General features: G+C 67.2%; 27 protein-coding genes. 9 read left to right on the top strand and 18 right to left on the bottom strand.

What is annotated here, in order from left to right; translation table 11 throughout:
- The first annotated feature begins 4 nt into the window (after positions 1 to 4).
- The 3 genes from A7U43_RS13315 (at position 5) to A7U43_RS13305 (ending at position 3077) form a co-directional block, all read left to right on the top strand.
- Complete coding sequence (locus tag A7U43_RS13315) at positions 5 to 832, top strand: oxygenase MpaB family protein (RefSeq protein WP_067995842.1); 828 nt, start codon at positions 5 to 7, stop codon at positions 830 to 832.
- A gap of 28 nt (positions 833 to 860) precedes the next feature.
- Positions 861 to 1487, top strand: a complete 627-nt coding sequence (locus tag A7U43_RS13310) for an SOUL family heme-binding protein (RefSeq protein WP_067995841.1) — start codon at positions 861 to 863, stop codon at positions 1485 to 1487.
- 66 nt (positions 1488 to 1553) lie between these two features.
- On the top strand, positions 1554 to 3077 hold the full coding sequence (locus A7U43_RS13305; RefSeq protein ID WP_231963586.1) for a sensor histidine kinase: 1524 nt from the start codon (positions 1554 to 1556) through the stop codon (positions 3075 to 3077).
- A gap of 67 nt (positions 3078 to 3144) precedes the next feature.
- On the opposite strand, the gene A7U43_RS13300 is transcribed toward A7U43_RS13305, so the two are convergent.
- Positions 3145 to 3417 (bottom strand): hypothetical protein, encoded by a 273-nt coding sequence (locus A7U43_RS13300; protein ID WP_067995839.1) that lies wholly within the window; start codon positions 3415 to 3417, stop codon positions 3145 to 3147.
- Positions 3418 to 3957: 540 nt separating this feature from the next.
- Between A7U43_RS13300 and A7U43_RS13295 the strand changes: the two genes are divergently transcribed.
- Positions 3958 to 4206, top strand: coding sequence for a hypothetical protein (locus A7U43_RS13295; RefSeq protein ID WP_067995838.1), 249 nt, complete (start codon positions 3958 to 3960; stop codon positions 4204 to 4206).
- A gap of 111 nt (positions 4207 to 4317) precedes the next feature.
- Here A7U43_RS13295 and A7U43_RS13290 read toward each other — a convergent pair whose 3' ends face one another.
- Positions 4318 to 4734, bottom strand: a complete 417-nt coding sequence (locus A7U43_RS13290) for a nuclear transport factor 2 family protein (protein WP_067995837.1) — start codon at positions 4732 to 4734, stop codon at positions 4318 to 4320.
- A 118-nt stretch (positions 4735 to 4852) separates the two neighbouring features.
- Here A7U43_RS13290 and A7U43_RS13285 point away from each other — a divergent pair, with 118 nt between their 5' ends.
- Positions 4853 to 5410, top strand: a complete 558-nt coding sequence (locus A7U43_RS13285; protein WP_067995834.1) for a PadR family transcriptional regulator — start codon at positions 4853 to 4855, stop codon at positions 5408 to 5410.
- Positions 5411 to 5694: 284 nt separating this feature from the next.
- Here A7U43_RS13285 and A7U43_RS13280 read toward each other — a convergent pair whose 3' ends face one another.
- From A7U43_RS13280 to A7U43_RS29675, 10 genes are all read right to left on the bottom strand, one after another.
- Positions 5695 to 6132: a hypothetical protein gene (locus A7U43_RS13280; protein ID WP_068002625.1), complete on the bottom strand. Its 438-nt coding sequence runs from the start codon at positions 6130 to 6132 to the stop codon at positions 5695 to 5697.
- Between the two features lie 40 nt (positions 6133 to 6172).
- On the bottom strand, positions 6173 to 6994 hold the full coding sequence (locus A7U43_RS13275; RefSeq protein ID WP_082902127.1) for a hypothetical protein: 822 nt from the start codon (positions 6992 to 6994) through the stop codon (positions 6173 to 6175).
- Between the two features lie 40 nt (positions 6995 to 7034).
- Complete coding sequence (locus A7U43_RS13270; RefSeq protein ID WP_231963584.1) at positions 7035 to 7238, bottom strand: hypothetical protein; 204 nt, start codon at positions 7236 to 7238, stop codon at positions 7035 to 7037.
- Positions 7239 to 7324: 86 nt separating this feature from the next.
- Positions 7325 to 8830: a terminase large subunit domain-containing protein gene (locus A7U43_RS13265; RefSeq protein ID WP_067995823.1), complete on the bottom strand. Its 1506-nt coding sequence runs from the start codon at positions 8828 to 8830 to the stop codon at positions 7325 to 7327.
- Positions 8827 to 9093, bottom strand: coding sequence for a hypothetical protein (locus A7U43_RS13260; RefSeq protein WP_067995821.1), 267 nt, complete (start codon positions 9091 to 9093; stop codon positions 8827 to 8829). Before A7U43_RS13260 ends, A7U43_RS13265 begins: the two co-directional genes overlap by 4 nt.
- Before the next feature lie 71 nt (positions 9094 to 9164).
- The gene (locus tag A7U43_RS13255) at positions 9165 to 9884 is read right to left on the bottom strand and encodes a hypothetical protein (protein ID WP_067995815.1); all 720 of its coding nucleotides are present in this window, start codon (positions 9882 to 9884) and stop codon (positions 9165 to 9167) included.
- Positions 9885 to 10169: 285 nt separating this feature from the next.
- Complete coding sequence (locus A7U43_RS13245; protein ID WP_082902126.1) at positions 10170 to 10985, bottom strand: hypothetical protein; 816 nt, start codon at positions 10983 to 10985, stop codon at positions 10170 to 10172.
- Positions 10982 to 11647 (bottom strand): hypothetical protein, encoded by a 666-nt coding sequence (locus tag A7U43_RS13240; protein WP_067995811.1) that lies wholly within the window; start codon positions 11645 to 11647, stop codon positions 10982 to 10984. The genes A7U43_RS13245 and A7U43_RS13240 overlap by 4 nt, the downstream gene beginning before the upstream one ends.
- Complete coding sequence (locus tag A7U43_RS13235) at positions 11644 to 11877, bottom strand: hypothetical protein (RefSeq protein WP_068002617.1); 234 nt, start codon at positions 11875 to 11877, stop codon at positions 11644 to 11646. Before A7U43_RS13235 ends, A7U43_RS13240 begins: the two co-directional genes overlap by 4 nt.
- A 218-nt stretch (positions 11878 to 12095) precedes the next feature.
- Positions 12096 to 12332, bottom strand: a complete 237-nt coding sequence (locus A7U43_RS29675) for a hypothetical protein (RefSeq protein ID WP_156525905.1) — start codon at positions 12330 to 12332, stop codon at positions 12096 to 12098.
- A 3-nt stretch (positions 12333 to 12335) separates the two neighbouring features.
- Here A7U43_RS29675 and A7U43_RS13230 point away from each other — a divergent pair, with 3 nt between their 5' ends.
- Positions 12336 to 12836, top strand: a complete 501-nt coding sequence (locus A7U43_RS13230; protein WP_067995808.1) for a hypothetical protein — start codon at positions 12336 to 12338, stop codon at positions 12834 to 12836.
- A 16-nt stretch (positions 12837 to 12852) separates the two neighbouring features.
- Here the strand turns inward: A7U43_RS13230 and A7U43_RS13225 are convergent, their stop codons facing one another.
- The 6 genes from A7U43_RS13225 to A7U43_RS13200 form a co-directional block, all read right to left on the bottom strand.
- Positions 12853 to 13080, bottom strand: a complete 228-nt coding sequence (locus tag A7U43_RS13225; protein WP_067995805.1) for a hypothetical protein — start codon at positions 13078 to 13080, stop codon at positions 12853 to 12855.
- A complete protein-coding gene (locus A7U43_RS13220; protein ID WP_067995804.1) occupies positions 13077 to 13679 on the bottom strand; it encodes a recombinase family protein in 603 nt (200 codons plus the stop codon). The genes A7U43_RS13225 and A7U43_RS13220 overlap by 4 nt, the downstream gene beginning before the upstream one ends.
- A 137-nt stretch (positions 13680 to 13816) precedes the next feature.
- Positions 13817 to 14284 (bottom strand): flagellar hook-length control protein, encoded by a 468-nt coding sequence (locus A7U43_RS13215; protein ID WP_067995802.1) that lies wholly within the window; start codon positions 14282 to 14284, stop codon positions 13817 to 13819.
- Positions 14281 to 14778 (bottom strand): hypothetical protein, encoded by a 498-nt coding sequence (locus A7U43_RS13210; RefSeq protein ID WP_067995800.1) that lies wholly within the window; start codon positions 14776 to 14778, stop codon positions 14281 to 14283. Before A7U43_RS13210 ends, A7U43_RS13215 begins: the two co-directional genes overlap by 4 nt.
- A gap of 554 nt (positions 14779 to 15332) precedes the next feature.
- On the bottom strand, positions 15333 to 17270 hold the full coding sequence (locus A7U43_RS13205; protein WP_067995799.1) for an AAA family ATPase: 1938 nt from the start codon (positions 17268 to 17270) through the stop codon (positions 15333 to 15335).
- A 260-nt stretch (positions 17271 to 17530) separates the two neighbouring features.
- A complete protein-coding gene (locus A7U43_RS13200) occupies positions 17531 to 17779 on the bottom strand; it encodes a helix-turn-helix domain-containing protein (protein WP_067995796.1) in 249 nt (82 codons plus the stop codon).
- Between the two features lie 69 nt (positions 17780 to 17848).
- Here A7U43_RS13200 and A7U43_RS13195 point away from each other — a divergent pair, with 69 nt between their 5' ends.
- Genes A7U43_RS13195 through A7U43_RS13185 form a run of 3 tightly spaced genes read left to right on the top strand, consistent with a single transcriptional unit; the run spans position 17849 to position 21195 of the window.
- Positions 17849 to 18427, top strand: coding sequence for a hypothetical protein (locus A7U43_RS13195; RefSeq protein WP_067995794.1), 579 nt, complete (start codon positions 17849 to 17851; stop codon positions 18425 to 18427).
- Between the two features lie 2 nt (positions 18428 to 18429).
- Complete coding sequence (locus A7U43_RS13190; RefSeq protein WP_067995790.1) at positions 18430 to 19821, top strand: tyrosine-type recombinase/integrase; 1392 nt, start codon at positions 18430 to 18432, stop codon at positions 19819 to 19821.
- A gap of 57 nt (positions 19822 to 19878) precedes the next feature.
- Positions 19879 to 21195 carry a hypothetical protein gene (locus A7U43_RS13185; RefSeq protein ID WP_068002614.1) on the top strand — a complete coding sequence of 439 codons (1317 nt, stop codon included), beginning with the start codon at positions 19879 to 19881 and terminating at the stop codon, positions 21193 to 21195.
- Positions 21196 to 21275 lie beyond the last annotated feature (80 nt).

The raw sequence follows: 21275 nt of genomic DNA, 5'->3' as shown, positions 1-21275 counted from the left end.
TGACATGAGGCTCGGTCCCCCACGGAATCCGAGACGTGTCGCCGATCTGCTCAACCCGGCCGCGGTGCTCGCGCCCGCCGCGAACGTCATCATGCAACTGGCCGCCCCGGCCGTCGGGTACGGCGTGCTGGAAAGCCCGGTGGACCGCGGCAACGTGTACAAGCATCCGTTCAAACGGGCGCGCACCACCGGTACCTACCTGGCGGCGGCCACCATCGGCACCGAGCACGACCGGGCCCTGATCCGCGCGGCGGTCGACACCGCACACCGCCAGATCCGGTCGCGCCCAGGCAGCCCGGTGCGCTACAACGCATTCGACCCGGCGCTGCAGCTGTGGGTGGCGGCCTGCCTGTACCGCTACTTCGTCGATCAGCACGAGTTCCTGTACGGCCCGCTCGACGACGAGGCGGCCGAGGCGGTGTACCGCGACGCCGCCCGGCTCGGCACCACGTTGCAGGTGCGCGAGGACATGTGGCCGACGGATCGGACGGCGTTCGAGGAGTACTGGAAGCGGTCGCTGGACGAGCTGCGGATCGACGAGCCGGTGCGCAGACATCTGCACGGTGTGGCCGCGCTGGCGTTCCTGCCCACCCCGTTGCGCCAGCTCGCCGGACCGCTGAACCTGTTCGCGACCAGCGGCTTCCTGCCCGCCGAGTTCCGCACCCTGATGCGGCTGCCGTGGACCGCGCGGCGGCAACGCGCGTTCGACGCGCTGATCGTCGTGTTGCGGGCCGCCGACCGGGTGGTCCCGCGCGATCTGTGGCTGTTCGGCTACCAGCTCTATCTGTGGGATCTGCGCGCCCGCGCGAGACGCGGCAAACCGGTGGTGTGAGCGGCACGGCAGCGGGTACCTCTCAGGCATGCTGACCAAGATCGCAGGTTCCGTTGCCCAACTCGCCGAGGGTGTCGGGGGCATCTTCGGCATCCGGCTGGGCACCGAGGAGCCGCTCTATGTGCACGAAGACGACCTCGGTGATATCGAGATCCGCCGGTACGGGCCGCGTATCGCGGCGCAGACCCGGGTCCCCGGCGATGGTCAGGACGCCCGCAGCGCCGGGTTCCGCCGGCTCGCCGGCTACATCTTCGGGGCCAATCACCGCAAGACGAAGATCGCCATGACCGCCCCAGTCGCCCAGCACGGCGAGAAGATCGCGATGACCGCCCCGGTGGCGCAGAGCAATGACGGCGGCAGTGGCGATTCGGTGATCCGGTTCTATATGCCGTCCAAGTGGTCCATGGAAACCCTGCCCGAACCCGATGACCCGGCGGTGACGGTGGTGGAGGTGCCCGCCGAGCGGTTCGCCGTCCTGAGGTTCACCGGCGACCGCAGCAGCACCGCCGTCACCGCGAAGTCCGCCGAGCTGCTGCACGCCCTGCACGGCAGCGCCTTCCATGCGGACGGGCCGCCGGTCGCCTGGTTCTACGATCCGCCGTGGACGCTGCCGTTTCGCCGGCGCAACGAGGTCGCGGTCCCGCTGAGCGCGTGAGCGCGCGGATGTGAATCCGCTATGAAGGTGGGCCGCCGCAGGCCTGCTACAACGAGAATGACTGTCGTGACGTCAGCGCCTGCCACCGGAGTGAGACGTGTCTGGCGAAGCTGGACCCTGCTCCGTCAACTGGTGGTCGGGGTGTCGGTGGTGGTGATGATCGCCGTGGCCGCCATCGGGACCACGTCGATCCTGACCCTGCGGTCCTCGATACTCGGCATCATCGACGCCCAGCTCGCGGGGGCCGCCGACAACTTCAGCACCGGCGTGACCAAATACCGCAGCACGCCCACACCCGGCGGCGCCTTGCCACCGCCGGGCTCGATGAAGCCGCTGGTGTATCTGATGGGCCAGGCACCCGGGAATGTGGTGGCCATGATCCGGGACGGGCAGGTCGTCGACTCCGCCTATTTCGTCGACGGCGAGGCGCGGCCGGCGCCGCCGGCGACGCTGCGCACGATCGCCGGATTGTCACTGGGACCGGATGCGCGCACCGTCGAGCTGCCCGAACTGGGGTGGTACCGCATGACCGCCCGGACCACCGACCGGGGTGAGTTGCTGGTCACCGCTGTCTCCCGCGCGCCGGCATGGCAAGCGATGGTCCGCGAGACCGCCATCGTCGCCCTCCTGACGGCCGTGGCGCTGCTGATCGCGGCGCTGAGCACGGTGGCGGTGGTGCGGTTCGCGCTGCGCCCGCTCCGCCGGGTGGCCGCCACGGCCGCCGAGGTGGCCACGCTTCCGCTGGACCGCCATCATCACGAGATCACGGTGCGGGTGCCCGACGGTGACACCGATCCTCGCACCGAGGTCGGCCTGGTCGGTGACACGCTCAACCGTCTGCTCGACCATGTGGAACGCGCGCTGCGCGATGTCGCGGCCTCCGACCGGCGTATGCGGCAGTTCATCACCGACGCCAGCCACGAACTGCGCACACCGCTGGCCGCCATCCACGGTTACGCCGAGTTGACCCGCCAGGACAGTGCGGTGCTCCCGGAAACCACCGAGTACTCGCTGGCGCGTATCGAATCCGAAACCCAGCGGATGAACGCGCTGGTGGCCGACCTGCTGCTGCTGGCCCGCCTCGACGAGGGCCAAGATCTGGAGACCGCGGAATTCGACATCGTCACCGTCGTCGTCGACGCGGTCAACGATGTCGCGGTGTCCGCACCGGCGCAGCGCTGGGTCACCGACGTGCCCGACAACCCGGTTTGGTTGCGCGGTGACCGAACCCGGCTTCATCAGGCGTTGACGAACCTGTTGACCAACGCCCGGGTGCACACCGCCGCCGGCACCACCGTCACCACTACGGTCACCACCGACCCCGGTGCGCCCCACGTCGTGGTGACCGTGGCCGACAACGGAAGCGGAATCGAGCCGCAACTACTACCGCACCTGTTCGAACGTTTCGTGCGCGCCGACAAGTCCCGCTCGCATGACGGCGGCAGCTTCGGGCTCGGCCTGTCGATCACCGCGTCCATCGTGGAGGCTCACGCGGGGTCGATCACCGCCGAATCTGCCGGTGGGGTAACCACGTTCACCATCCGGCTGCCCATCGCCCACGAGAGGGTCGAACCCGCGCCGACAGGCTAGGCGCCCGCGGCGCAGACAAACATGGTGGCGCCACCACCGTGGCGCCACCATGTCCGGGTCAGCGGGGTCAGTACTGGTATTCGGCCGGGCAGGACAGGTCCACGTAGACCGTCGACCCCGGGGTGTCGGAGAGCCCGCGCACGGACTCGACCGAACAATTGGACAACGGCCCGTTGCGGGTGCCGTTCACCTGAACGCTGTATCCCTGGGCGCGCAGGTCCTCCACCGTCTCGGCGGCCGAAGCCGTGCCCGACGGAGCGGCGAACGCGGCGGGTGCCGTCCCGAGAACCGTTGCCGACAAAGCGATCAGGCCGGCGGTGACGAAGCGAGTCTTGTGCATTGTGAAACGCCTTTCTGGCAGCGACCATCCACCCGGAAGCGCAAGTGCCGCGCCCGCTGGCTGTTCGCGTGATGTTGGGAAACGTGCTGTCTATGACTAGGTGTGACGTGTACTACGCGTTATTTGCTTGCATCTCAATTGGTTTCAGGCACAAAGACCCGCCTTTCATGAACTGACCTTCGCATGTCTTTCACGGTATGGCCCCCGACGAACGCCGTCACGGAACTCATACGAAACACCAACACTGCGGCACCGAGGAACATTCCGGGTATATCGTCGAATTTCGTCAAGGTTGTTGTCCAGGTGGGAAGCCCGAGACATCACCGGGGGTTTTCCCCACCCGCGCCGGCCCCCACACCGCCGGTACGGGAACAGTTGCCCGTGCGTGGCCGCGCACGGGCAAAAGGAATGCAACGACACAGGTGCTGCGTTAGAGTTTCTGACACCAGATCCGGGCGCCACCTGGGACTGTTGCCCGGTTTTCGCGGACCTCGCGCCGACCGAGATTTCACCACATCGAGAACTAGTAAAGGACCGAAGATGGCATCAACACGTCTGGCTCGTCGTCGGATTTCGGCAGCGGTGGGCGGTGCCGCCATCATCGCGATGATCGGCTTCACCGCGGCCTGCAGCAGCGACAGCGACAAGCCCGAAGAGTCGACCACCACGACCACCACCACGGAGTCCTCGCTGACCCCGACCGAGAAGTCGATCAACCCCACCGGCGGTAACGTCTTCACCCCGCCGGTGACGGCGCCGCAGCAGACCGTCGAGGGCCCCAACGACTGACCGAGCGCAATACGAGAAGCGGGTCCGAACACTGTTCGGACCCGCTTCTTGTGCTGCGGCGTGACATCCCAGCCTCACCGGCCGCGCTGTCATCTGCGGCCGTCGGCACCATCACGCGCCGGCGGCGTGGGATTCGCTTGCTTCGGTGGCCTCACGTTGAATGCGGTCGAATTGCGCGGCCATCGCCGCCGAAAGCGCATTGGCCGCCGACAGGGGCCGCACCATCACCATGAAGTCATCGATGAGGCCGTCGTCGTTGACATGAAGGAAGTCGCAGCCCGTCACCTGCTTGCCGTCCACGACGGCCTGAAACACCAGCGCGGAATCGCGGCCGCCGTCATCGGTGATCTCACGGATGTAGCGAAAGTCCTCGAACACCCGCATCACCGCACGCAGAATCGCCGCGGTGATCGGCTTGCCCTGATAGGGCGTGAACGCCACCGGGCTGGTGAACACCACATCGTCGGCCAGCAGAGCCGCGATGGCCTGCTCGTCACGCGCCTCGACGGCCTGACGGAACCGTTGCATGCCACACCCCTCTTAGTCATCAAAGTGAGTAATCGCCTGTGACAGTAGCGCCGACGTGCCGGCTACGTCCAGACACTAATAATCACTTTGTTGACTAGCGCTGATAGGGTTCGCAGCCATGGCGCTTCGTGATGCGGTCCTGGCCGCACTGCTGGAGGGCGAGGCATCCGGCTACGACCTCGCGAAACGCTTCGACCGTTCGGTCGCCAACTTCTGGACGGCCACCCCCCAGCAGCTCTACCGCGAGCTGGACGCCATGGCCACCGACGGGCTCATCGAAGCCCGCGTGGTTCCACAACAACGCCGTCCCACCAAAAGGCTGTACTCGGTGACGCCGGCCGGCTACGAGCACGTCCGGGAGTTCACCCGCCAACAGCCCAAACCCATCGCCATCCGCGATGACCTGCTCGTCATGGTGCAAGCCCTCGACGCGGGCGACACCACCACCGTCCGTGACGCCGTCGCACAACAAATCCATTGGGCCACCGATAAACTCACCGCCCTCGAACGCCTGCGCATCCGGATGCTCGGCGACCGCAGCGAAGAGCAGTACCTCGCCGACACCCAGTCGCTCGGCCCCTATCTCACCCTGCTACGCGGCATCGCCTTCGAACACGAGAACATCCACTGGGCCGAACATGCGCTGACGCTCATCGACCAACGATTCGGACAGTGACCCGTCGGGCGGCCGAAACGCGTGCCTGACAGGCAATGGTGATGGTGGGCGCGGACGGTATCGAACCGCCGACCACTGGTGTGTAAATCTGTGACGGTATGTCTAGTGCGTATCTCGTCGTGACGTTGCGTCTGCGAAAATGCCACGCTGCCAGGCTGTTTTGTCTAACCCGTCTAGCTTTGTGTCGGCCCGTTTAGGCGCGTCTTGGCCACTTCTTGGCCACGCGGGGGGTTGGGTCGACCAGGTGTTCGACAGGTTGGGTCGCCATGTTGAGAGGCCTCCCGCTAGCCGGTCAGCATGTTGCCGCCAGCGCCGCCAAGCGCGCCGATGGCGACCTGGTACGCGGCCCCGCGCAACGTCAAGATAGCCTGCCGGATCCGACCGCGCTCCTCCTCGGGACGGCCATCCTCGTTGGCGGCGACCTCAAGGGCGGCGACCATGCGCTCAAGCTGGTTCTGAGGCGTCGGCCACTTCCCTGCCACCCGAAAGGCATCGGCCGTCGGTGCCCCCACGAGCAGGATGGGGCCACCGAACGCTCCGCTGACCTTCTCGAAGTAGGGCTCTCGGTTGAGCATCCGGAGCGCGCGCTGGACGGTCTCGGTATCGAAACCACACTCCTGCTCGATCTGGCGCGGCTTCATGGTGCGCCCAGTCCGCTCGTAGATGTCCACCGCCGCTCTCAGTACCGGCAGGTCGCGGTTGTGCCATGTGTCCTCGGTCATGGCCGGGAGTATGCCAAGGGCCACCGACAACCAGGAGGGGTTAGGCCGTCGGCGGATCGGCGTTATCAGCCCTGAGAGCGGCGATGTCCTGGTGAGGTGTCCGCCAGACCTCGGGGTCGAGGGCATCGGGACCGACGGTGGTGAGGTCGCTAGGGATGGGCACCCCAACGTCCGAGACGCGGACCATCACCTCTTCGTCAACGGTGGTCTTGGTGACCACCACAGGTTCATCCAGCACGTCTTGAGCCACGGTCAACAGGCCCCTGTCGACCAGCCCCTTGAGCATGATGCTCGTGTAGATCACCCGGTCGCAGATGCGAGCGATGCCCGGGGCGGCGGCGTAGTACCTCTGGTCAATATCGAGGTCGCGGATTACCGCGGACCGGGGTGACTTCGCGTGGATCACATCGCCGTAGAGCCAGGCGTACATCAGTTTCCGGTCGGTGACCGTTCCGCTGGGCGTGGCGACCCAGTACGCCTGCGCGCCCAGGTTTCCGTCAATGGCGTGACGCCAGTAGCCCTTCCACCAGTCCAAGTCGATCTCGTCGTTCAGAGCGTCGGCACCGACCAACTGCTCCAGCGCGTTCAGGGCGTTCTCGTAGTAGATCGGTTCACCACTCAGGATCATCGGACGCACACGGCTCGCGAGCGACTCCAGCGCCTCCTCGGGTGGGTACTCGGCTTTGCGCCGATGACTCTCCTCACCGGTCTTGGTGTTGACCGTGACCATGATGGTGATCTCGCCGGAATTGAGCTTCGTCATCAACGCCGCCTGCTCGCGGATCAGCGAGTGTGCCATCACGCGGCGGGTGCGCAGAATGAAGCCCTCGATGATGGTTTGCGGAGTGGGTTGCGGGGCCATAGGCCGAACTGTACGACCGGCCTCCGACATTCCCGCGGCGCTACGCCTCAGTGAACGTCGGCACCCAACTCCCACATTCGGGGCACCCGTAGTAGCTCACCAGCGTGACCTGCCCCTGGGCGAACGCCACCGCGTGCTGATTCGAGACGTGGTGTAGCGCGGCCTGGACCTCCAGGTCCGTGAGCGGAGGAGGTGGCGAGCACCCACCGCAGGGGCAGCCGGTGGTTTCGCCCGTCGTGGTCATCTCGGTCCTGAGCATGGCCCTGCCCCGCTGAGCCAGCCGACCGCCAGAGGGGGCGCTGGCGCAGACGGTCGGGGCGGCCCGGTAGCTCACCGGCCACCTACCCTGCGGGTCATCCACGCCGGTGGGCGATGGCCCGCGTCGCGTGCTCGGCGGGCGGTGTCGAGCGGGCTGACGATGGTCATCCCTTGGCCGATGGAGTGCGCCAGCACGTCGTAGGCCACCACTGCTGCCGCCACGCGGTCGGGCTGGTGCTGACCGGCCTCCCAGGTCACCGCCTGGGCCTCGAACTCGGGAAGGTACCCGGCCACCCTGGCCCGGCCGGTTTCGAGCGCGGCCAGCAGGCCGGTGGCCCGCGCCACGGCGTCACCCTTGCCCCTGTCGGTTCCCTTCGGGGGCCAACCCGTCACGCGCACTGGGCTATTGAGGGTGTACTTCGGCAACGCCTCAGTGACCAACCTGGTGTAGGTGGTACGGGCGCTGAACGCTTCTATGGCGATCTCGCTGGCCCCGACATCTCGGGCGAGCTCGACTGCGCGGCGGCTCCACTGGTCGCTGGTCATGTGGCCGCTGACATCCGCAATGAACGCGATGACGCCGTCGGCGCCCAGGCTGGCTGCAACAATGCCGGTTTCGTCGCCCTGCCCGGAGTCAGCAGGGTCCACCCCAACCACGATCTTGACGGCACCCGGCGGCGCTGCCGGCAACCGCCAATCCTCCAGCCACGCCGTCTTGATCAGGCCGCCGGTGGGAGTGCTGGGCGCGCCGAGATACATTGCCGCCCAGGCGCGGGAACCGACCTCGGCTTCGATCTCGCGGAACTGAGCGGCGGTGCGGCCCACCGCGCTGGTCATGGCCACGCCGGTTCGTTCGCGCATAAGGGCGTCGGGCACCCCGGCGGTGCTGATGGCGGGGATGTTGACGCACCGCCAGCGGCTACCGGGCGCGTTAAGCAGCCTGCCCGCGATGTCCTCGGCGTGCCAGCGGGTAGTGACCACGGTGGCCGATCCGTTGGGCATGAGCCGGGTCAGGAGGTCCGCGTTCATGGCTGATGCGAGACGCCGCCGGTAGGCGTCTGAGTCAGCGTCCGCTGCGCCTCGGATCGGGTCATCGACTACGAGCACGGTTGCACCGAAGCCCGTAGTGCTGGACAGGATTCCGCCCGCCAGCATGCCGCCCCGGTGGCCAGCCACTCGCCAGCGACCCACTGCCTGCTTGTCCTGTGCCAGCTCGATGCCGACCACCTCGGGGTTCTCCGCGATCAGTCGGCGGGCTGCGGCGCTGTGCTCCTCGGCGAGCTGATCACCGTAAGACTTCACGATGATCTCGGCGTCGGGGTCGCGGGACAGTTGCCACACCGGGAACACCTGTGAGGTCAGCACGCTCTTTCCGGTCCTGGGCGGCATCGTCACGATCAGCCTGGAGTCGGGCGTCTCGACGGCGCGCACCAGCTCATCAGAGAGCATCTGAATGGCGGGGGTGACCACATAGCCGGGAATCAACCGGCGGGCCATTTCGGCCGGCGATTCTGGACGCCGACGCCCTCGGGCAGCGCCGAAGGCACGCGCGGTGGTCAGTGTCTTCACAGTGGTCACGCGGCGCTCCTCTGGGGCACGAAGCCCAGGTTCTCAGGGGTCCACAGGTCGGCCCGCCGCCACTGATGGCCACAGCGGTCACACACGTACTCGCAGAGCAATCGGACACCGCCGCCCCAGGTGACGGCGTCGGGCTCGGTGAGGGAGCACTGGCGGGCGCAACGGTCGGCGTGCTCCCCGGCGGGGTTGCAGGTGGGGCAATAATCGCCGCACCAGAGGTCATGGAACTGGGCGGCTTCGGGGGTGATGGTCGGGGCGGTCACGGTCGTTGGGCTCCTCGGTCGTTGGGGTGAGGTGTCCGTGCCTTTGGTGGGTGGTTGTGGTGGCCGAACAATCAGGCGGGCTGGCGCGTCTTCGGGTTGAACGGCGGGACGGAATGCCCGCCACTGCGGAGGCTGGCGAGCTGGACGCTGAACGGCCCGCCGCCGTCGGTGACGCCGAGGGCGCTCAGTACGTCCTCCTGGTGGATCTCGCCGACGTGGTGGAGCGTGCGGGCCACGGTGAGCACAGCGGGCCAGCAGCGGTGCAGAATCGGCACCACACCCGAGCCCTCGTGGGTGCCTCCGGCGGCGGTGAGCACGCGCCGGTCGTGGCAGCCGTGACTGTCCATGACGGCGTAGAACTGCCGCTGAGTCGGGCGGCGACCACCAGCGTGGAACTTCGCTTCGGCCCATGGCCCGGCGTAGGCGACCTGGGGATCGTGGTGGGCGGCCTGGTCATTGAAGAACGTCTGGCCCTTGAGCCCGCCCCGCAGCTCCACGCCCTCGGGCGGGAGCACCGCCGACCGCAGCTCAGCGCCGAGGACAACGCCCCCCACGGCGTGCCCAGCTTCGTGTACCGCAACGGCCAGGCGGTCCCGGCGGGCACCCTCGGCGGTGGCCCGCGTCTGATGGGTAGGCCTGACCGGTCGCGCCGGTGCCAAGCTCGGCCTGACGGGCCGGGACGGGGTGGGCGTCTTCGGCGTCTTGAGGCCGCCACCCGACGCCGCCAGGGTGGCTTTCACGGCTGCGCTGGCCACGGTGGCCACCAGCTCGGCAGGAAACAGGTCGGTCATGATTGGTCCTCTCGGGGCCGGTTATCAGCGGTCATCACGGGTTCGGAGCGAACGCCGAAGGGCGGTGCGGCACATAGCTATCGGAGCCACCGCCCTTCGGCGTTGTTCGACCAGAGGAGTGAGTCTTGAGGCTGTGTACCAGGCGCTCGCGGTTCTGCTGGTCCTTGGCGTCGGCGCGGGCCGCGCGGGCGTCCATCGCCAGGCGGACGCACGTCTGGCACGTCCACTGCCAGACCGAGCCCTTGTAGGTGAGGCACGGGCCGCCGCAGCTCTGACAGGTGCCCATCAGCCGATCTCCACCGCGCCGATGAAGCGTTCGTAGCCGACGACGACTGACCTTTCGGCGATGGCGATGAAGCTGTTGGCGCGCTCGTCAATCGCGGTGCGGAGCTGGAGTTCACTGCGCCACCCGTAGGGCTGGCTGGTGGCTACTAGCGTGGAGGTCAGACCGTCGATGTAGCCACCGCCGAGCACCCACCGATGACCCAGCGGCGTGGTGTACCCGGTGCCGGTGCGGATCAGCAGGTTGGCCTGAGCCGCCAGGGCTGCCCACCCCGTAGAGGCGTGGATGAACCCCACGGTGCCGGTGCGCGCCAGCATGTTCTCCAGTTGGCTCACCGCGTCGATGATGTTGTCGGCCTCGGCGGGGTCACCGGCGTCAGTCAGCAGCCGGGCGGCGAAATGGCGTTCCAGCGCGGCGTGTTCTTCAAGCCGGAACACCTGAGCGGCGCGGGCCTCGACCTCGGCGCGGCTGGGCTCGGTGAGATCGCACTCGTCGGCGGCCCAGACGGTCATGGCCTCGAACGGCTCGGCCACCTCGGGCCGGAGCCCGACCTTGCGGTCCTCAGGGGTGAGGTCATCGAGGCTGGCGCACCATGGCGCGTTCCACACCCCGGAGGACTGAGCGCCGCCATAATTGCCCGCTGGACGAACCTGCACGCCGCTGCCGAGCCAGCGCGTGGGGCCGGACTCTGGCAGCCACTGGACCGCCGCGTTCAGGCCGCCGGGCGCGGGATTGACCGGCGGCGGCGTGAACGGCACCGCCAGCGGTGCGGAGTGTTCGGTGACCAGGAAGTCGGGGAGGGAAGTCGGGGCGGTCACAGGGACACTCCTAGCGATTCGAGTTCGGCGCGGGCGCGGTCGGCCTCGCTGATGGGGGTCTGGGATGACCGGGTCGACCGGGGCCGGTCGTCGCGGTCGAGTCGGCGTTCCAGCGCGCGGGCGGCGTGGTCAACCTCAGCCAGGGCGCGCAGAAGGCGGTCCGACACGGCGCTGGACGCGGCGTTGCCCAGCAGTCGGGCCAGATCGGCGCTGTAGGGCTCAGCCAGGGTCGCCAGCGCGGTAGCCCAAGTGCCAGAACCGACATCGTCACTGGCGATCTCGGGGAGCTGCGGACGCGGAGTGAGTGCACGAATTGCGATGCGGGCGCGCTCCCGCTCCTGGAGCGGAAGATGCCGTGTCCGGCGCTGCGCATCGGCCTCAGCGAGCAGGCCGGTAGCCACGAAGATGAGTTCGGCTACCGCGTCGGCAACGTCTTCGACGTATCGCACGAACGCGCGTGGTGCGCCCCGCTCGGCGCAACGATTGGCCAGAGGCGAGCAGATCGCGGCGACCTCCGCGCTGAGTGACCAGCCGCCGCCTAGGAGCCCGGTGAAGCCCTGACGCCGCCGGTCGCGCTGCTCGGTCTGGTTATACGTCGGTTCGGGCACACCAGCTCGGCGGGCCAGCGCGGCGTAGGTGCGGTTCTTGGCTCGAATGGTCATGCCGAGAACCCCTGTCGGAGCTGGGCGACAAGCCGATCGACACCAACGGCGCTCAGGTGGCCAGACTCGGCGGTCACCGCCCGGTGTACCCGGTGGTAGGCCAAGCCCTCTCGCGCGGCGATGACGCGGGGGTCATCATCGGGTACGCCGCGACTTTTGAGGGACGCCAGCGTGGCCGACCAACTGGCCGCCGAACGCGCTGCCGGGTCGGTGGTGAGAACGCCTGTCATGAACACCACCGTAGACGCGGCGGTGCGTCGCTGCGACGATGAAATATGTTGCAGCGCAATTGGATATAATCTTTATATACCGAAATGGAGGGCTAACAAACGCCAGTGGCCAGCTGCGACGCAGCGAATCCCGGCCAGCGTCAGTGACCGGGGTTCGCCGGGCGTGTCGGGTGTGTCAGTCGAGACCGTTCTGACGTGGTCGCCAGCCCTGGCCGAGGTCAGTAGTCTGATTCGTCGTCGTCGACACCGTCATCAAGGACAGCCTCGGCTTCCGCCTCGGCGGCGTCGACCACCTCACCGGCCGGGGCGGTCGGCTCAACCAGCACCGAGCCGACGAGAGCGTTCATGTCGAAGGCGGTGTGCTCGGGCAGCGAACGCCCTCCACGCTTGCCAAATGTCGAGCCGAAGGATAAGCGAGCCGCGCAGCCATGCGCGAGCAAAGTGATTGACTGCACGCCATGGAGAACTGGTGGGAAGACGGCCGGGTTGCGGACGAGGTCGTAAAGGCGGCTCGTGAGACACGCGCCAAGCTGTTCGGGGAGGCGGTCAATCAGACGCATTTCGACCGCACATCACGCGACCAGATCAAGAGGTCTCTCGAGGTTGCCGTCCTCGATGAATTCATTACTTCGGCGGAATTAGCGTCGGCCGACAGTGAACTCATCGAGGTGCTTCGGACGCCCCTCGCCCACACCTCGGCCGATGTGGAGCGATTTCGCGTGCATCGCGAGATGAAGCTGTGGGCATTGGAGAATGCTCACAGAAAGGCCGCATCCCTTCAAAATGAGCTCGCCAGTCTCGACGCGGCGGAACTGACGAAGGCGAACGTCGACCTTGCGCGCGAAGCTGCCAGGGCAGCGCGCATGACAGCGTGGGCGACCGTGGTGCTCGCCGTGGCGACTGTGGCGTTGATCGCGGCCACGCTCATTGCGGCGTCGATTGCGAGTAGCGGGGGTTAGGCGCGCGTCGCCGGGATCATCGCTCGGCCGCCTTGCGGGCCATCTCGCTAGCACGCCAGTGAGTGTTCCTGTGGGCCTTGTGCAGGTTGTTGATCTGAGCCGCGACCGCCGACGGTTCGCGGCCCAACCGCTCGGCCAACGCGACAACCTCGGGGTGCGTGGCACCCAGCCGCTTCTCACCGAGCCGCCGGTACAGGTCATCAGCGGCGATAGTGTCGGCCTCGGTCCAGTTCTGGCGGGTCATCGTGCGGTCTCCTTCTCGGCCAGGGTCCGGTACAGCGTCGCACGGCTCACGCCGAGGGTTTCGGCGATCACCGGCACCGGCTCACCGCTGGCGCGCATCCGCTCGGCCAAGGCGATCTGATCAGCGGTCAGTGAACGGGGCCGACCGATCGGAAGGTCGCGGGCCTTGCGTGACGCCTTGGCGGCGGCCCGGCGCTCACGGCCCAGCTCCAGCTCCAGCTCAGCCAGTGACGCCAGCACCCCGGCGATCATGCGCCCGGTGGCGTTGGTGGTGTCGATGCCCTCCCGCAGCGACCGCAGCGCGATGCCGCGCTTGCCGAGGTCGCGAATGGTCAGCATCACCTCGGCGGCGTTGCGGCCCAGGCGATCTATGCCGACCACCATGATGGTGTCGCCCTCGCGGGCGTAGTCGAGAACAGCGGCCAGGCCGGGCCGCTGCTCCTTGGTGGAAGTGCCGGTGAGCTTGTCCGAGTAGACCCTGGCCGGCTCCACCCCGGCGGCTGTGAGCGCGTCAGCCTGGGCGTCCAGGGACTGGTGGCCGGTGGACACGCGGGCATAGCCGAGGAGGGTGCCGGTGGCCTCAGCTGTGGCGGTTGTCATGGCCTGAGCCTATCTCAAAAAGCGGTGCGACATCATTTCAATACGAGACAACTTTCGAGACGCGCCACCACCGTTGATGGCAGTGCCAGCAGCGTAGCGCGGAGGTGTCTCAAAGCTAAAGTTTCGAGACGGTCTGCTCAGCGTCGGCGCGCGCCGCCGGGCTGCCACCCGGCCAGCGGGTCATACCCGTCGGCCTGGCGCGGCGGCGTGACCACCGGGGCGGGCTCAGCGTCGGCGGGGGTCTCGGTGATGGCCTCAACGTCAACAGACTCGGGGCTGAGCGCCACGGTGGGCAACGAAACCGGCTCGGGCGGGGCATCGTCGGGCTCGGGCACGCTGACGGGCTCGCCGGCCCGGTGGCGGGCCACCGCCAGCCACTCGGCCAGCTCATCGACAGGGATGCCGCCGACGGCCAGCACGCCGCGCGCGATCTCAACCTGGAGGTCGAACAGCGGATCGCCTTCGCCAACAACGGTACCGACCAGGGCGCGCAGCTCGGTCTGGAGTTGGGCCTCCATGTCGGCGGGCGTCAGCCTGCCGTCGGCCACGTCACGGGCGATGGACGACGCCGCCTTGATTGCGTCTTCGGGGGTGGTGATGGTCATCGGATCTCCTCGATCTCGGCGTCGATGATGTTGCCGCCCAGGGCGGTCTGGGCAGGCCGCTGAGCCACCAGGGCCAGCAGCTCGGATTCCATGCGGTCGATGATGGCCGTGGCGTCGGTGGTCACGTTCACGTCCACCTGCTGGCGCTCGGGCGCGTAGGCCCCGGCCAGCTTGGACCGCTCGGCCACGGTGGCGCGAATCTCCTTGGCCACCTTGGTGAGGGTCTCGTCGTCGCCGCGCTGAGTCGCCGCTGCCAGCCGACCGAACAGAACCGACTGAGTGATGCGCAGGCTCTCGTCAGCGGTGGCGCGGGCGTTCTCGGCGGTGGCGGGCGGGTTGCGGTCCATCATGCGTTTCACGGCCAGGGCCGCCGCGCCCCGACTCTTGTACCCGAGCGTGCGGCTGATCTCGGCCCAGGTGCGCCCCGCCGCCCGCAGTCGGAACGCCTCCTCAGCGCGGCCACGGGAGTCCTGCCGGTTCATCGTTGGTGCCATGTACCCATTGTGTCTTCATAGGGTGCAGAACGAGAATACCGAGTTACTCGGGTAATCAACAGGATTCGGCTCCAATGACTGTGCCGCCGCTCCCACACCTGCCCGGCTGAGCCAGCCAGCGGGCGCGCCAGTGATGGTGCCGCCGCTCCTTGCATGGCCCAGCGCCAGGCGGCGCGGTCATCTTCGCTGTGGGTCCCCTACCCCCAAGTCCCCCTATTACATAGGGGGGGGACGACACTTGGGTGGGGTTGGGCTGAGGGTGGGTCTTCGGGTGGGTCTGGGTGGGTTTTCGCAGCTCAGGCGGGGTGGGTCGGGACTTGGGTCAGGGTGGGTCACCACCACACCGAGATGGGGCCGGACCCACCCCAGGCCCACCCTGACGGAGGTCGGCGGGAAACGCCCTGACCAGCGGTTTTTCGATATCAGGGGCTACCCCCACCCACCCTGGCGCGCGCTCAAGGTGGGTGGGGGGTGGGTTTCCGCAGCTCAGAGCCAGTTTCGAGGATGGTGAGACGGTGTGGGCGGCGGCTGACACGGCGCGGCCCGTCGACTTGTCAGGCCGCCGGGGCCGGGCCGGTCAACGCGCTGATGGCGGCGGGGTCAGACGGCCGGTAGTCGACGGGCTCATAGAACACATGGCCGAGGGGATCGCGCTTGGCGACCACCAGCTTCTTGTGCTCTACCAACAGCTTTACGGCCTCGGTGGCGGTGTGCTTGCTGCACACCCGGCGCACCTTGCGCGTGATGCCCGAGTGGGTCCGCTCCTCGCCGGTCACCTCGTTGGCCATCTCCGCCAGCCGCGTCTGGGTCAGACCCTCACCAGGGATGCACGCCTCCTGGGCGAGCGCGTACATCGGCTTGACGAACGCCTTGCCCTTGCCCGTCCACTTCTCCATCGGCAGGTCGGGGTCGACCTCGCCAGCGTGCGGGTCAGGGCCTGGCCCGATCACCAGAGAATCGTCGCCGCCGGGTAGCTCGACCTTGACCGCCGTGAGCTGGTACGGCCCCTTCACGGCGTCGTCCTTCATCTTGCCGATCTCGACGGTGACCTCCATGGCCTTGGGGCTGTCTCGCAGCGCGATCAGCTGCACGTCGACTGCGTTCAGCCACGCCACCGATCCGCGCGCGTTGCGGGGGTCAGCCTTGGTGGTGTGGTGCAACACCAGCACCGCCGCGCCCGTCCGGCGCATGAGCGTGTCGAGCTGGGCCACGGCGCGCCCTTGGTCGGTGGCCGAGTTTTCCTCCAGCCCAACGGTGCAGCGTGCCTGGGTGTCGAACACCACCAGCTGCGCGCCGGTCTCGACCACCTTGGCGGTCACGTCATCCATGTCGCGCTGGGAGCCGAGCTGCGCCGCGCCTTCCAGCACGATCAAGTTGGCCATCACTTGACGGCGGTCGATGCCGCGCTGCTTGCACCACGCCCGCACGCGCTTCGCGATGCCACGCACGCCCTCACCGACCACGTACAGCACGGGCACCGGCTCGCTCACCCCGAACCTCGGCGACCCGGCGAACGGCGTGCCGCTGGCCAACGCCAGCGCCATATCGAGCGCGATGAAGCTCTTGAGGGACTGAGACATGCCGATCAGGTGCACCAGTGAAGAGGCCGGCAAGAACTGGTTCACCAGCCAGTCAGCGCCCGGCAAGTTGTCGAGGTCATTGAGGGTGCGCCAGCGGCGGCTCACCGGATTCTGGACAGCATTGCCGCCCGACTTGTGCAGGGTCCGCGCGTCGGCCAGTTCGGCCCACGCGGCGCTGATGTCGGTGGCGGTCGCCGCCGTGAGCGCCTTGATGGTCTCGGGCTCCACCCCGAGCGGGCCGACCAGATCGGCGGCGCTGACCAGATAGGGGCGCTCCTCGCGGCGCTTCTTGCGGGCGGCCGGACCCATGTTCCAGGTGTCGGTGTTGTGCTGCGCGATCATCCGACGGGCGCGGTCGGCCACCTCAGGCCCGCAACGGGTCTCGATCTCGGCCAGGCTGTAAGGCGTGTGAGGCGGGACGCTGACCTTCTTGAGCCGCTGCTGCTGGGCGGACCGCTCACGCTTGCGCGCGTCGATCTCCTTGGCCCGCTGCGCCAGCTCGGCCTCAGGGTCGGAGATGTCGCCGTAGAGCACCGCGTTCTCGATGAACTCTGCAACCTGGGCCTTGCTGGTGCCGTCCAGGTCGGGGCTCAGCATCACCGCCACGCCTGCCGGTAACGCGCCCAGATCCTCGAATCGGGTGCCCTCACGTTCGGTGACCGGGTTGGGCGCGACGATGCTGATCCCTTGCTGCGCCCCCCAGGTTCGCAGGCGCTCCCATTGCGATGGCTCGGTCAGGTACGCCGCGATCTCGTCGCCGGGTTCAGCGCCAAGGCTGTGCACCACCATCTCAATCGGGAACGCCGAGGCGGGGTCAGGATGGTCCGGCTCCTCAGCCAGCGTGCGTTCGGGCGAATAGCCCACCGGGTCAGCGACAGCGGCGAACGGGTCAGCCCCGTTGACGCCGCTCATCGGCGGGCCTCGTCGCCGGACTTGGCGGTAGTATTCACAATGTTCCTTCTGGGTTTTGGTCGGTCTAGAGGGGTTGACCCACCTGGGCGGCGGGTCGTCGTTGGGGTGATGCCGCACCGGCTCACATCGCGCCGAAGCCAAACGCGCGGAGTTGGTGCGGCATCGCTGTTGTCAGGGGCCAAAAACAGTGCGCGCCAACCTGTTCAGCATCACCGTGTACACCTCCAGCCGCGCCTCGAAGGCACTCGTTCGATAGAGGTTCACGCGGCACCCCCGGCGGCCTGGGCGGTTTCCCCCTCCAGCATCTTGAGCAGCTTCGAGGTGGGCACCCGTTTCCGCTTCGCGCTGAGGTGGATCACGGGCAGTCGGCCCGTCTTGGCCATCGAGTAGGCGAAAGCCCTTGACACACCAAGGTATTCAGCGGAGGTCTCAATGCTCACGGTGGGCGGCCCCTGGCGCAGGCGCTCCAGCGACGGGTAAGTCTTTGTGGTGTCGGTTAAATCAGGCATGTCTTCACATTGACTTGATTAGTGATAGTTGTCTAGGCGTTTTGCTATCTTTATGGTTATCATCTTTTCGTGACGAGTGATAACCCCGCCTTCACGCCCATCGTGGGCGACGTTCTCGCCGATGACATTCGACGCCTGAGTGGTAAGCGCGGCAGTGACGACGGCCTGATCCAAGTCCCACTGCATGGGCACCCTTTCCGGTATCAGGTACGCATCGACCGCAGCGCCGGAACGCCCCGCCTGACCGAGCTGCGGATGGTGTGCGCCGAGACCGGGACTTGCGAGATTGACCCCGCCGCTGTGCGCAACGTCCCGGTGCGCCGACTAGCCAAGGCCGCCGCCAAGTTCGTCTCTTTGACCGAGCACGGCATCGCAGATGCCGGTGACGTGTATGACCCGACCGGCCCAGCCCGGCCCGACCTAGAGCCAGGAAAGCGCCGCCGCAACCTCGGCGATGAGCACTACCGCCAGGTCGCCGCACAGATCAGTTGGGCACGGGAGATTGGCCTGGCCCCAAGGGATTACGCCGCCGACTACTTCGGGGTGACTCTCCCCACTCTGGACCGCTGGATCGCCCAGGCCAAGAAGCGCGGTTTTCTTCGGCGCGACTGGAGCACCGCCACCGCTGACACGCAGGAGACCGAGTAGCCATGACCAGCGAACCGCAGCCCGCCAAGCGCACCCGCCGAGCCGAGCCGGTCACCAAGCACGTGGCCAAGAACGGCGCGGTGTCCTACCGCTTCCGCGTCGATCTGGGTATCAATCCTGATGGCACCCGTCTACGGCAGCAGTTCACCTACCCCACGCTGGCCGAGGCCCGCAAGGAGTACCGACGCGTCTCCACCGAGGTGGCAGCGGGCACCTTCGTGAAGCGTGACAAGACCACCGTGGCTGAGTTCCTGACCGAGTGGCTGGACGCCCGGCGCGATATCCGGCTGGGCACGCTGACTGGGTACCGCTACTCCCTCAAGCCGGTCATCGACCACCTCGGTGTGATCCCGCTGCAACACCTGCGGACTATTGACCTCGACGCCCTGGTGACGCTGCGCATGGCAGGCCAGTCGGTGGCGCAGCGAGACAAACGCGGTCGCCGGTCGGCTGAGGTGCTGGCCTGGCTGCGGGACCGGCCTGAGGGAGTCAGCTTCGGCGAGATGTACGCCGAGTTCGGCAACGCCGGAGAGAAAGCCCTGGCGCGCCTGATGGCCTCCGGTGAAGTGACCCGGCCCGCGCGCGGACGGTACGCCGCCGCGCGGGACACCGATCCCGAGCGTCCCAAGGTTGCCGGTGGTACCAGCGCGCGCACGGTGGTCACGATGCTGGTGGTGTTGTCCTCGGCGCTCGATGACGCCATGGCCCAGGGGCTCGTCGCCCGCAACGTCGCCCGACTGGTCAAGCGGCCCAAGGTGACCACCGCCGAGATGGCCACCTGGACACCGGAACAGGCGGCGGCGTTCCGCGCCCATGTGGCCGACGACAGGCTGGCGGCGTGCTGGCTCTTGACCCTGGCCGGGTTGCGCCGGTCGGAGGTGCTGGGTTTGCGGTGGGCCGACGTTGACCACGACGCCGGGACGATCACCGTGGCTCAGGGCCGCGTGGTGGTCAGCGGCGGCACGGTGACTGGCGCGCCGAAGTCCGCCCGCTCGGCGCGGACGCTCCCAATGCCGCGTGACTTGTTGAACGCTCTGCGGGCATTCAAGACTCGGCAAGCCGAGGAGCACCTCGCCCTCGGCGCGGGCTGGCCCGAGACCGACCTGGTGGCGGTCAACGCCGACGGCTCCCCCATCCGGCCCGAGACCTACTCCAAGGTTTTCGCCGCTCACTGCGCGGCGGCGGGCGTCCCAGTGATCCGGCTTCACGACGTCCGACATACCGCCGCCACCATGTTGCTCGACGGCGGAACCACGCCCTTGGCCACCGCCAAGTGGTTGGGCCATGATCCGGCCATCACGTTGCGGGTGTACGGCCATGTCTACGACGACGCGCTGGCCTCGGCGGGCGACGCCCTGATGGGCCGATCACGGGCCATTGAGAACGGCAACTGACCACTTTGGCCGCGTCGCGTGGACGTGTCGTCGGAGGGGTTCACTATCGTCGAGTTCATGTTTAAGAAGTCCACCGAGGTGTTTGGTGTGTCGACAGAGATCCTGAAGGACTCTTACGTCGACCGCGGCGACCTCGACAGCAAGATCGAGTCGTACCTGGAACGCGACAACCACATCGCCATCCGCGGCGCATCAAAGAGCGGTAAATCGTGGTTGCGTCAGCGAATCCTGAACGATCCCATCAAGATCCAATGCCGCCTCGAGAAGACCGTCACCGACATCTACCGCGAAGCGCTCGGTCAGCTTGGCGTGAAGCTTGAGACCAGCGCCACGAAGTCGAGCACGCTGGAGGGCGCGGTCGAGGCAGAGACCGAACTCGGCATCAACCTCATCGGCAAGGTGAAGGCGAAACTCGGATTCAGTGGCGCCAAGACGAGCGAGACCACGACCGAAAAGCTCCGCCAAAATATTAACGACCTCGACTTCGTCTGCGAGCTGATCAAGGAGTCCGGTCGACGGCTGGTCATCGAGGACTTCCACTACCTCGACCAGGCCGAGCGTCAAAAGTTCAGCTTCGACATGAAGTCGATGTGGGACCTCGGCCTCTATATCGTCGTGGTCGGGGTCTGGAGTGACAACAACCTCTTGCTCCATTTGAACCCCGACCTCACGGGGCGCGTACGCGAGGTGCCGGTCATCTGGACCGACCCCGATCTTCGGAAGATTCTCGACCGTGGCTGCGCAGCCCTGAACGTCCACATGTCGCACGAGGTGCGCGAGAAGCTGGTCGACATCAGCTATGGCAACGCCGGGATCTTGCAGCGCATCACCATCGACACTCTGGACCACGCCGGGATCTACGAGCGCAAGCTGACATCGCAGCAGGTAACCGACGTCGGCCACGTCGAAGCCGCCGCGATGTTCTACGCCGAGGAGTTGAACACCGTCTACCAAAAGTTCGCGCAAAACGTGGCCAACGGCATTCGCCGACGGAACAACGCCACCGGCATCTACGCGCACGCCATGGCCGCTGTTCTCGACGAGCCGGACGAGAAGCTGATCGCTGGAATCCCGCAGCAAGACATCTACGCCGTCGCCCACGCCCGCGAGGACCGGATCAAGAGGGGCAACCTAACGACCGCACTTGGGAACATCGAACGGCTGCAAGTCGATTCCGACGGGCGCGGGCTGGTTCTGTCGTACGCCGAGGGCCGTGTGCGGGTCGTCGACCACCAACTTCTGCTCTACCGCCGCTTCGCCACGGTGCGCTGGCCATGGGAGGACATGATTGCGGAGGCCGACGCGTCGGGTGAGGAAGATCGATATACCGCGACTAGCGACGCCGCCGCAGACAACCCGGCCACGGATGGTTAGGTTTCCGACCCCCTTGACCATTTCTTGGCCACTCGGGGGGTTGACTCTAACCGTCCCCAGCCCGGCAAATAGGCCTTGAA

Origin of the sequence: Mycobacterium adipatum (assembly GCF_001644575.1) — a bacterium.
GTDB classification, from domain to species: domain Bacteria; phylum Actinomycetota; class Actinomycetes; order Mycobacteriales; family Mycobacteriaceae; genus Mycobacterium; species Mycobacterium adipatum.
This window is presented reverse-complemented; position numbering and strand designations above follow the sequence as displayed.

Bases quoted from the DNA above. Each gene is read 5' to 3' on its own strand.
- A7U43_RS13270 (WP_231963584.1), bottom strand. From the start codon at position 7,238: ATGACCACGACGGGCGAAACCACCGGCTGCCCCTGCGGTGGGTGCTCG.
- A7U43_RS13240 (WP_067995811.1), bottom strand. From the start codon at position 11,647: ATGACCATTCGAGCCAAGAACCGCACCTACGCCGCGCTGGCCCGCCGA.
- A7U43_RS13285 (WP_067995834.1), top strand. From the start codon at position 4,853: ATGGCGCTTCGTGATGCGGTCCTGGCCGCACTGCTGGAGGGCGAGGCA.
- A7U43_RS13275 (WP_082902127.1), bottom strand. From the start codon at position 6,994: ATGGCCCCGCAACCCACTCCGCAAACCATCATCGAGGGCTTCATTCTG.
- A7U43_RS13255 (WP_067995815.1), bottom strand. From the start codon at position 9,884: ATGACCGACCTGTTTCCTGCCGAGCTGGTGGCCACCGTGGCCAGCGCA.
- A7U43_RS13315 (WP_067995842.1), top strand. From the start codon at position 5: ATGAGGCTCGGTCCCCCACGGAATCCGAGACGTGTCGCCGATCTGCTC.
- A7U43_RS13300 (WP_067995839.1), bottom strand. From the start codon at position 3,417: ATGCACAAGACTCGCTTCGTCACCGCCGGCCTGATCGCTTTGTCGGCA.
- A7U43_RS13280 (WP_068002625.1), bottom strand. From the start codon at position 6,132: ATGACCGAGGACACATGGCACAACCGCGACCTGCCGGTACTGAGAGCG.
- A7U43_RS13220 (WP_067995804.1), bottom strand. From the start codon at position 13,679: ATGACAACCGCCACAGCTGAGGCCACCGGCACCCTCCTCGGCTATGCC.
- A7U43_RS13190 (WP_067995790.1), top strand. From the start codon at position 18,430: ATGACCAGCGAACCGCAGCCCGCCAAGCGCACCCGCCGAGCCGAGCCG.
- A7U43_RS13230 (WP_067995808.1), top strand. From the start codon at position 12,336: ATGGAGAACTGGTGGGAAGACGGCCGGGTTGCGGACGAGGTCGTAAAG.
- A7U43_RS13205 (WP_067995799.1), bottom strand. From the start codon at position 17,270: ATGAGCGGCGTCAACGGGGCTGACCCGTTCGCCGCTGTCGCTGACCCG.
- A7U43_RS13235 (WP_068002617.1), bottom strand. From the start codon at position 11,877: ATGACAGGCGTTCTCACCACCGACCCGGCAGCGCGTTCGGCGGCCAGT.
- A7U43_RS13295 (WP_067995838.1), top strand. From the start codon at position 3,958: ATGGCATCAACACGTCTGGCTCGTCGTCGGATTTCGGCAGCGGTGGGC.
- A7U43_RS13200 (WP_067995796.1), bottom strand. From the start codon at position 17,779: ATGCCTGATTTAACCGACACCACAAAGACTTACCCGTCGCTGGAGCGC.
- A7U43_RS13210 (WP_067995800.1), bottom strand. From the start codon at position 14,778: ATGGCACCAACGATGAACCGGCAGGACTCCCGTGGCCGCGCTGAGGAG.
- A7U43_RS13290 (WP_067995837.1), bottom strand. From the start codon at position 4,734: ATGCAACGGTTCCGTCAGGCCGTCGAGGCGCGTGACGAGCAGGCCATC.
- A7U43_RS13185 (WP_068002614.1), top strand. From the start codon at position 19,879: ATGTTTAAGAAGTCCACCGAGGTGTTTGGTGTGTCGACAGAGATCCTG.
- A7U43_RS13215 (WP_067995802.1), bottom strand. From the start codon at position 14,284: ATGACCATCACCACCCCCGAAGACGCAATCAAGGCGGCGTCGTCCATC.
- A7U43_RS13310 (WP_067995841.1), top strand. From the start codon at position 861: ATGCTGACCAAGATCGCAGGTTCCGTTGCCCAACTCGCCGAGGGTGTC.
- A7U43_RS13225 (WP_067995805.1), bottom strand. From the start codon at position 13,080: ATGACCCGCCAGAACTGGACCGAGGCCGACACTATCGCCGCTGATGAC.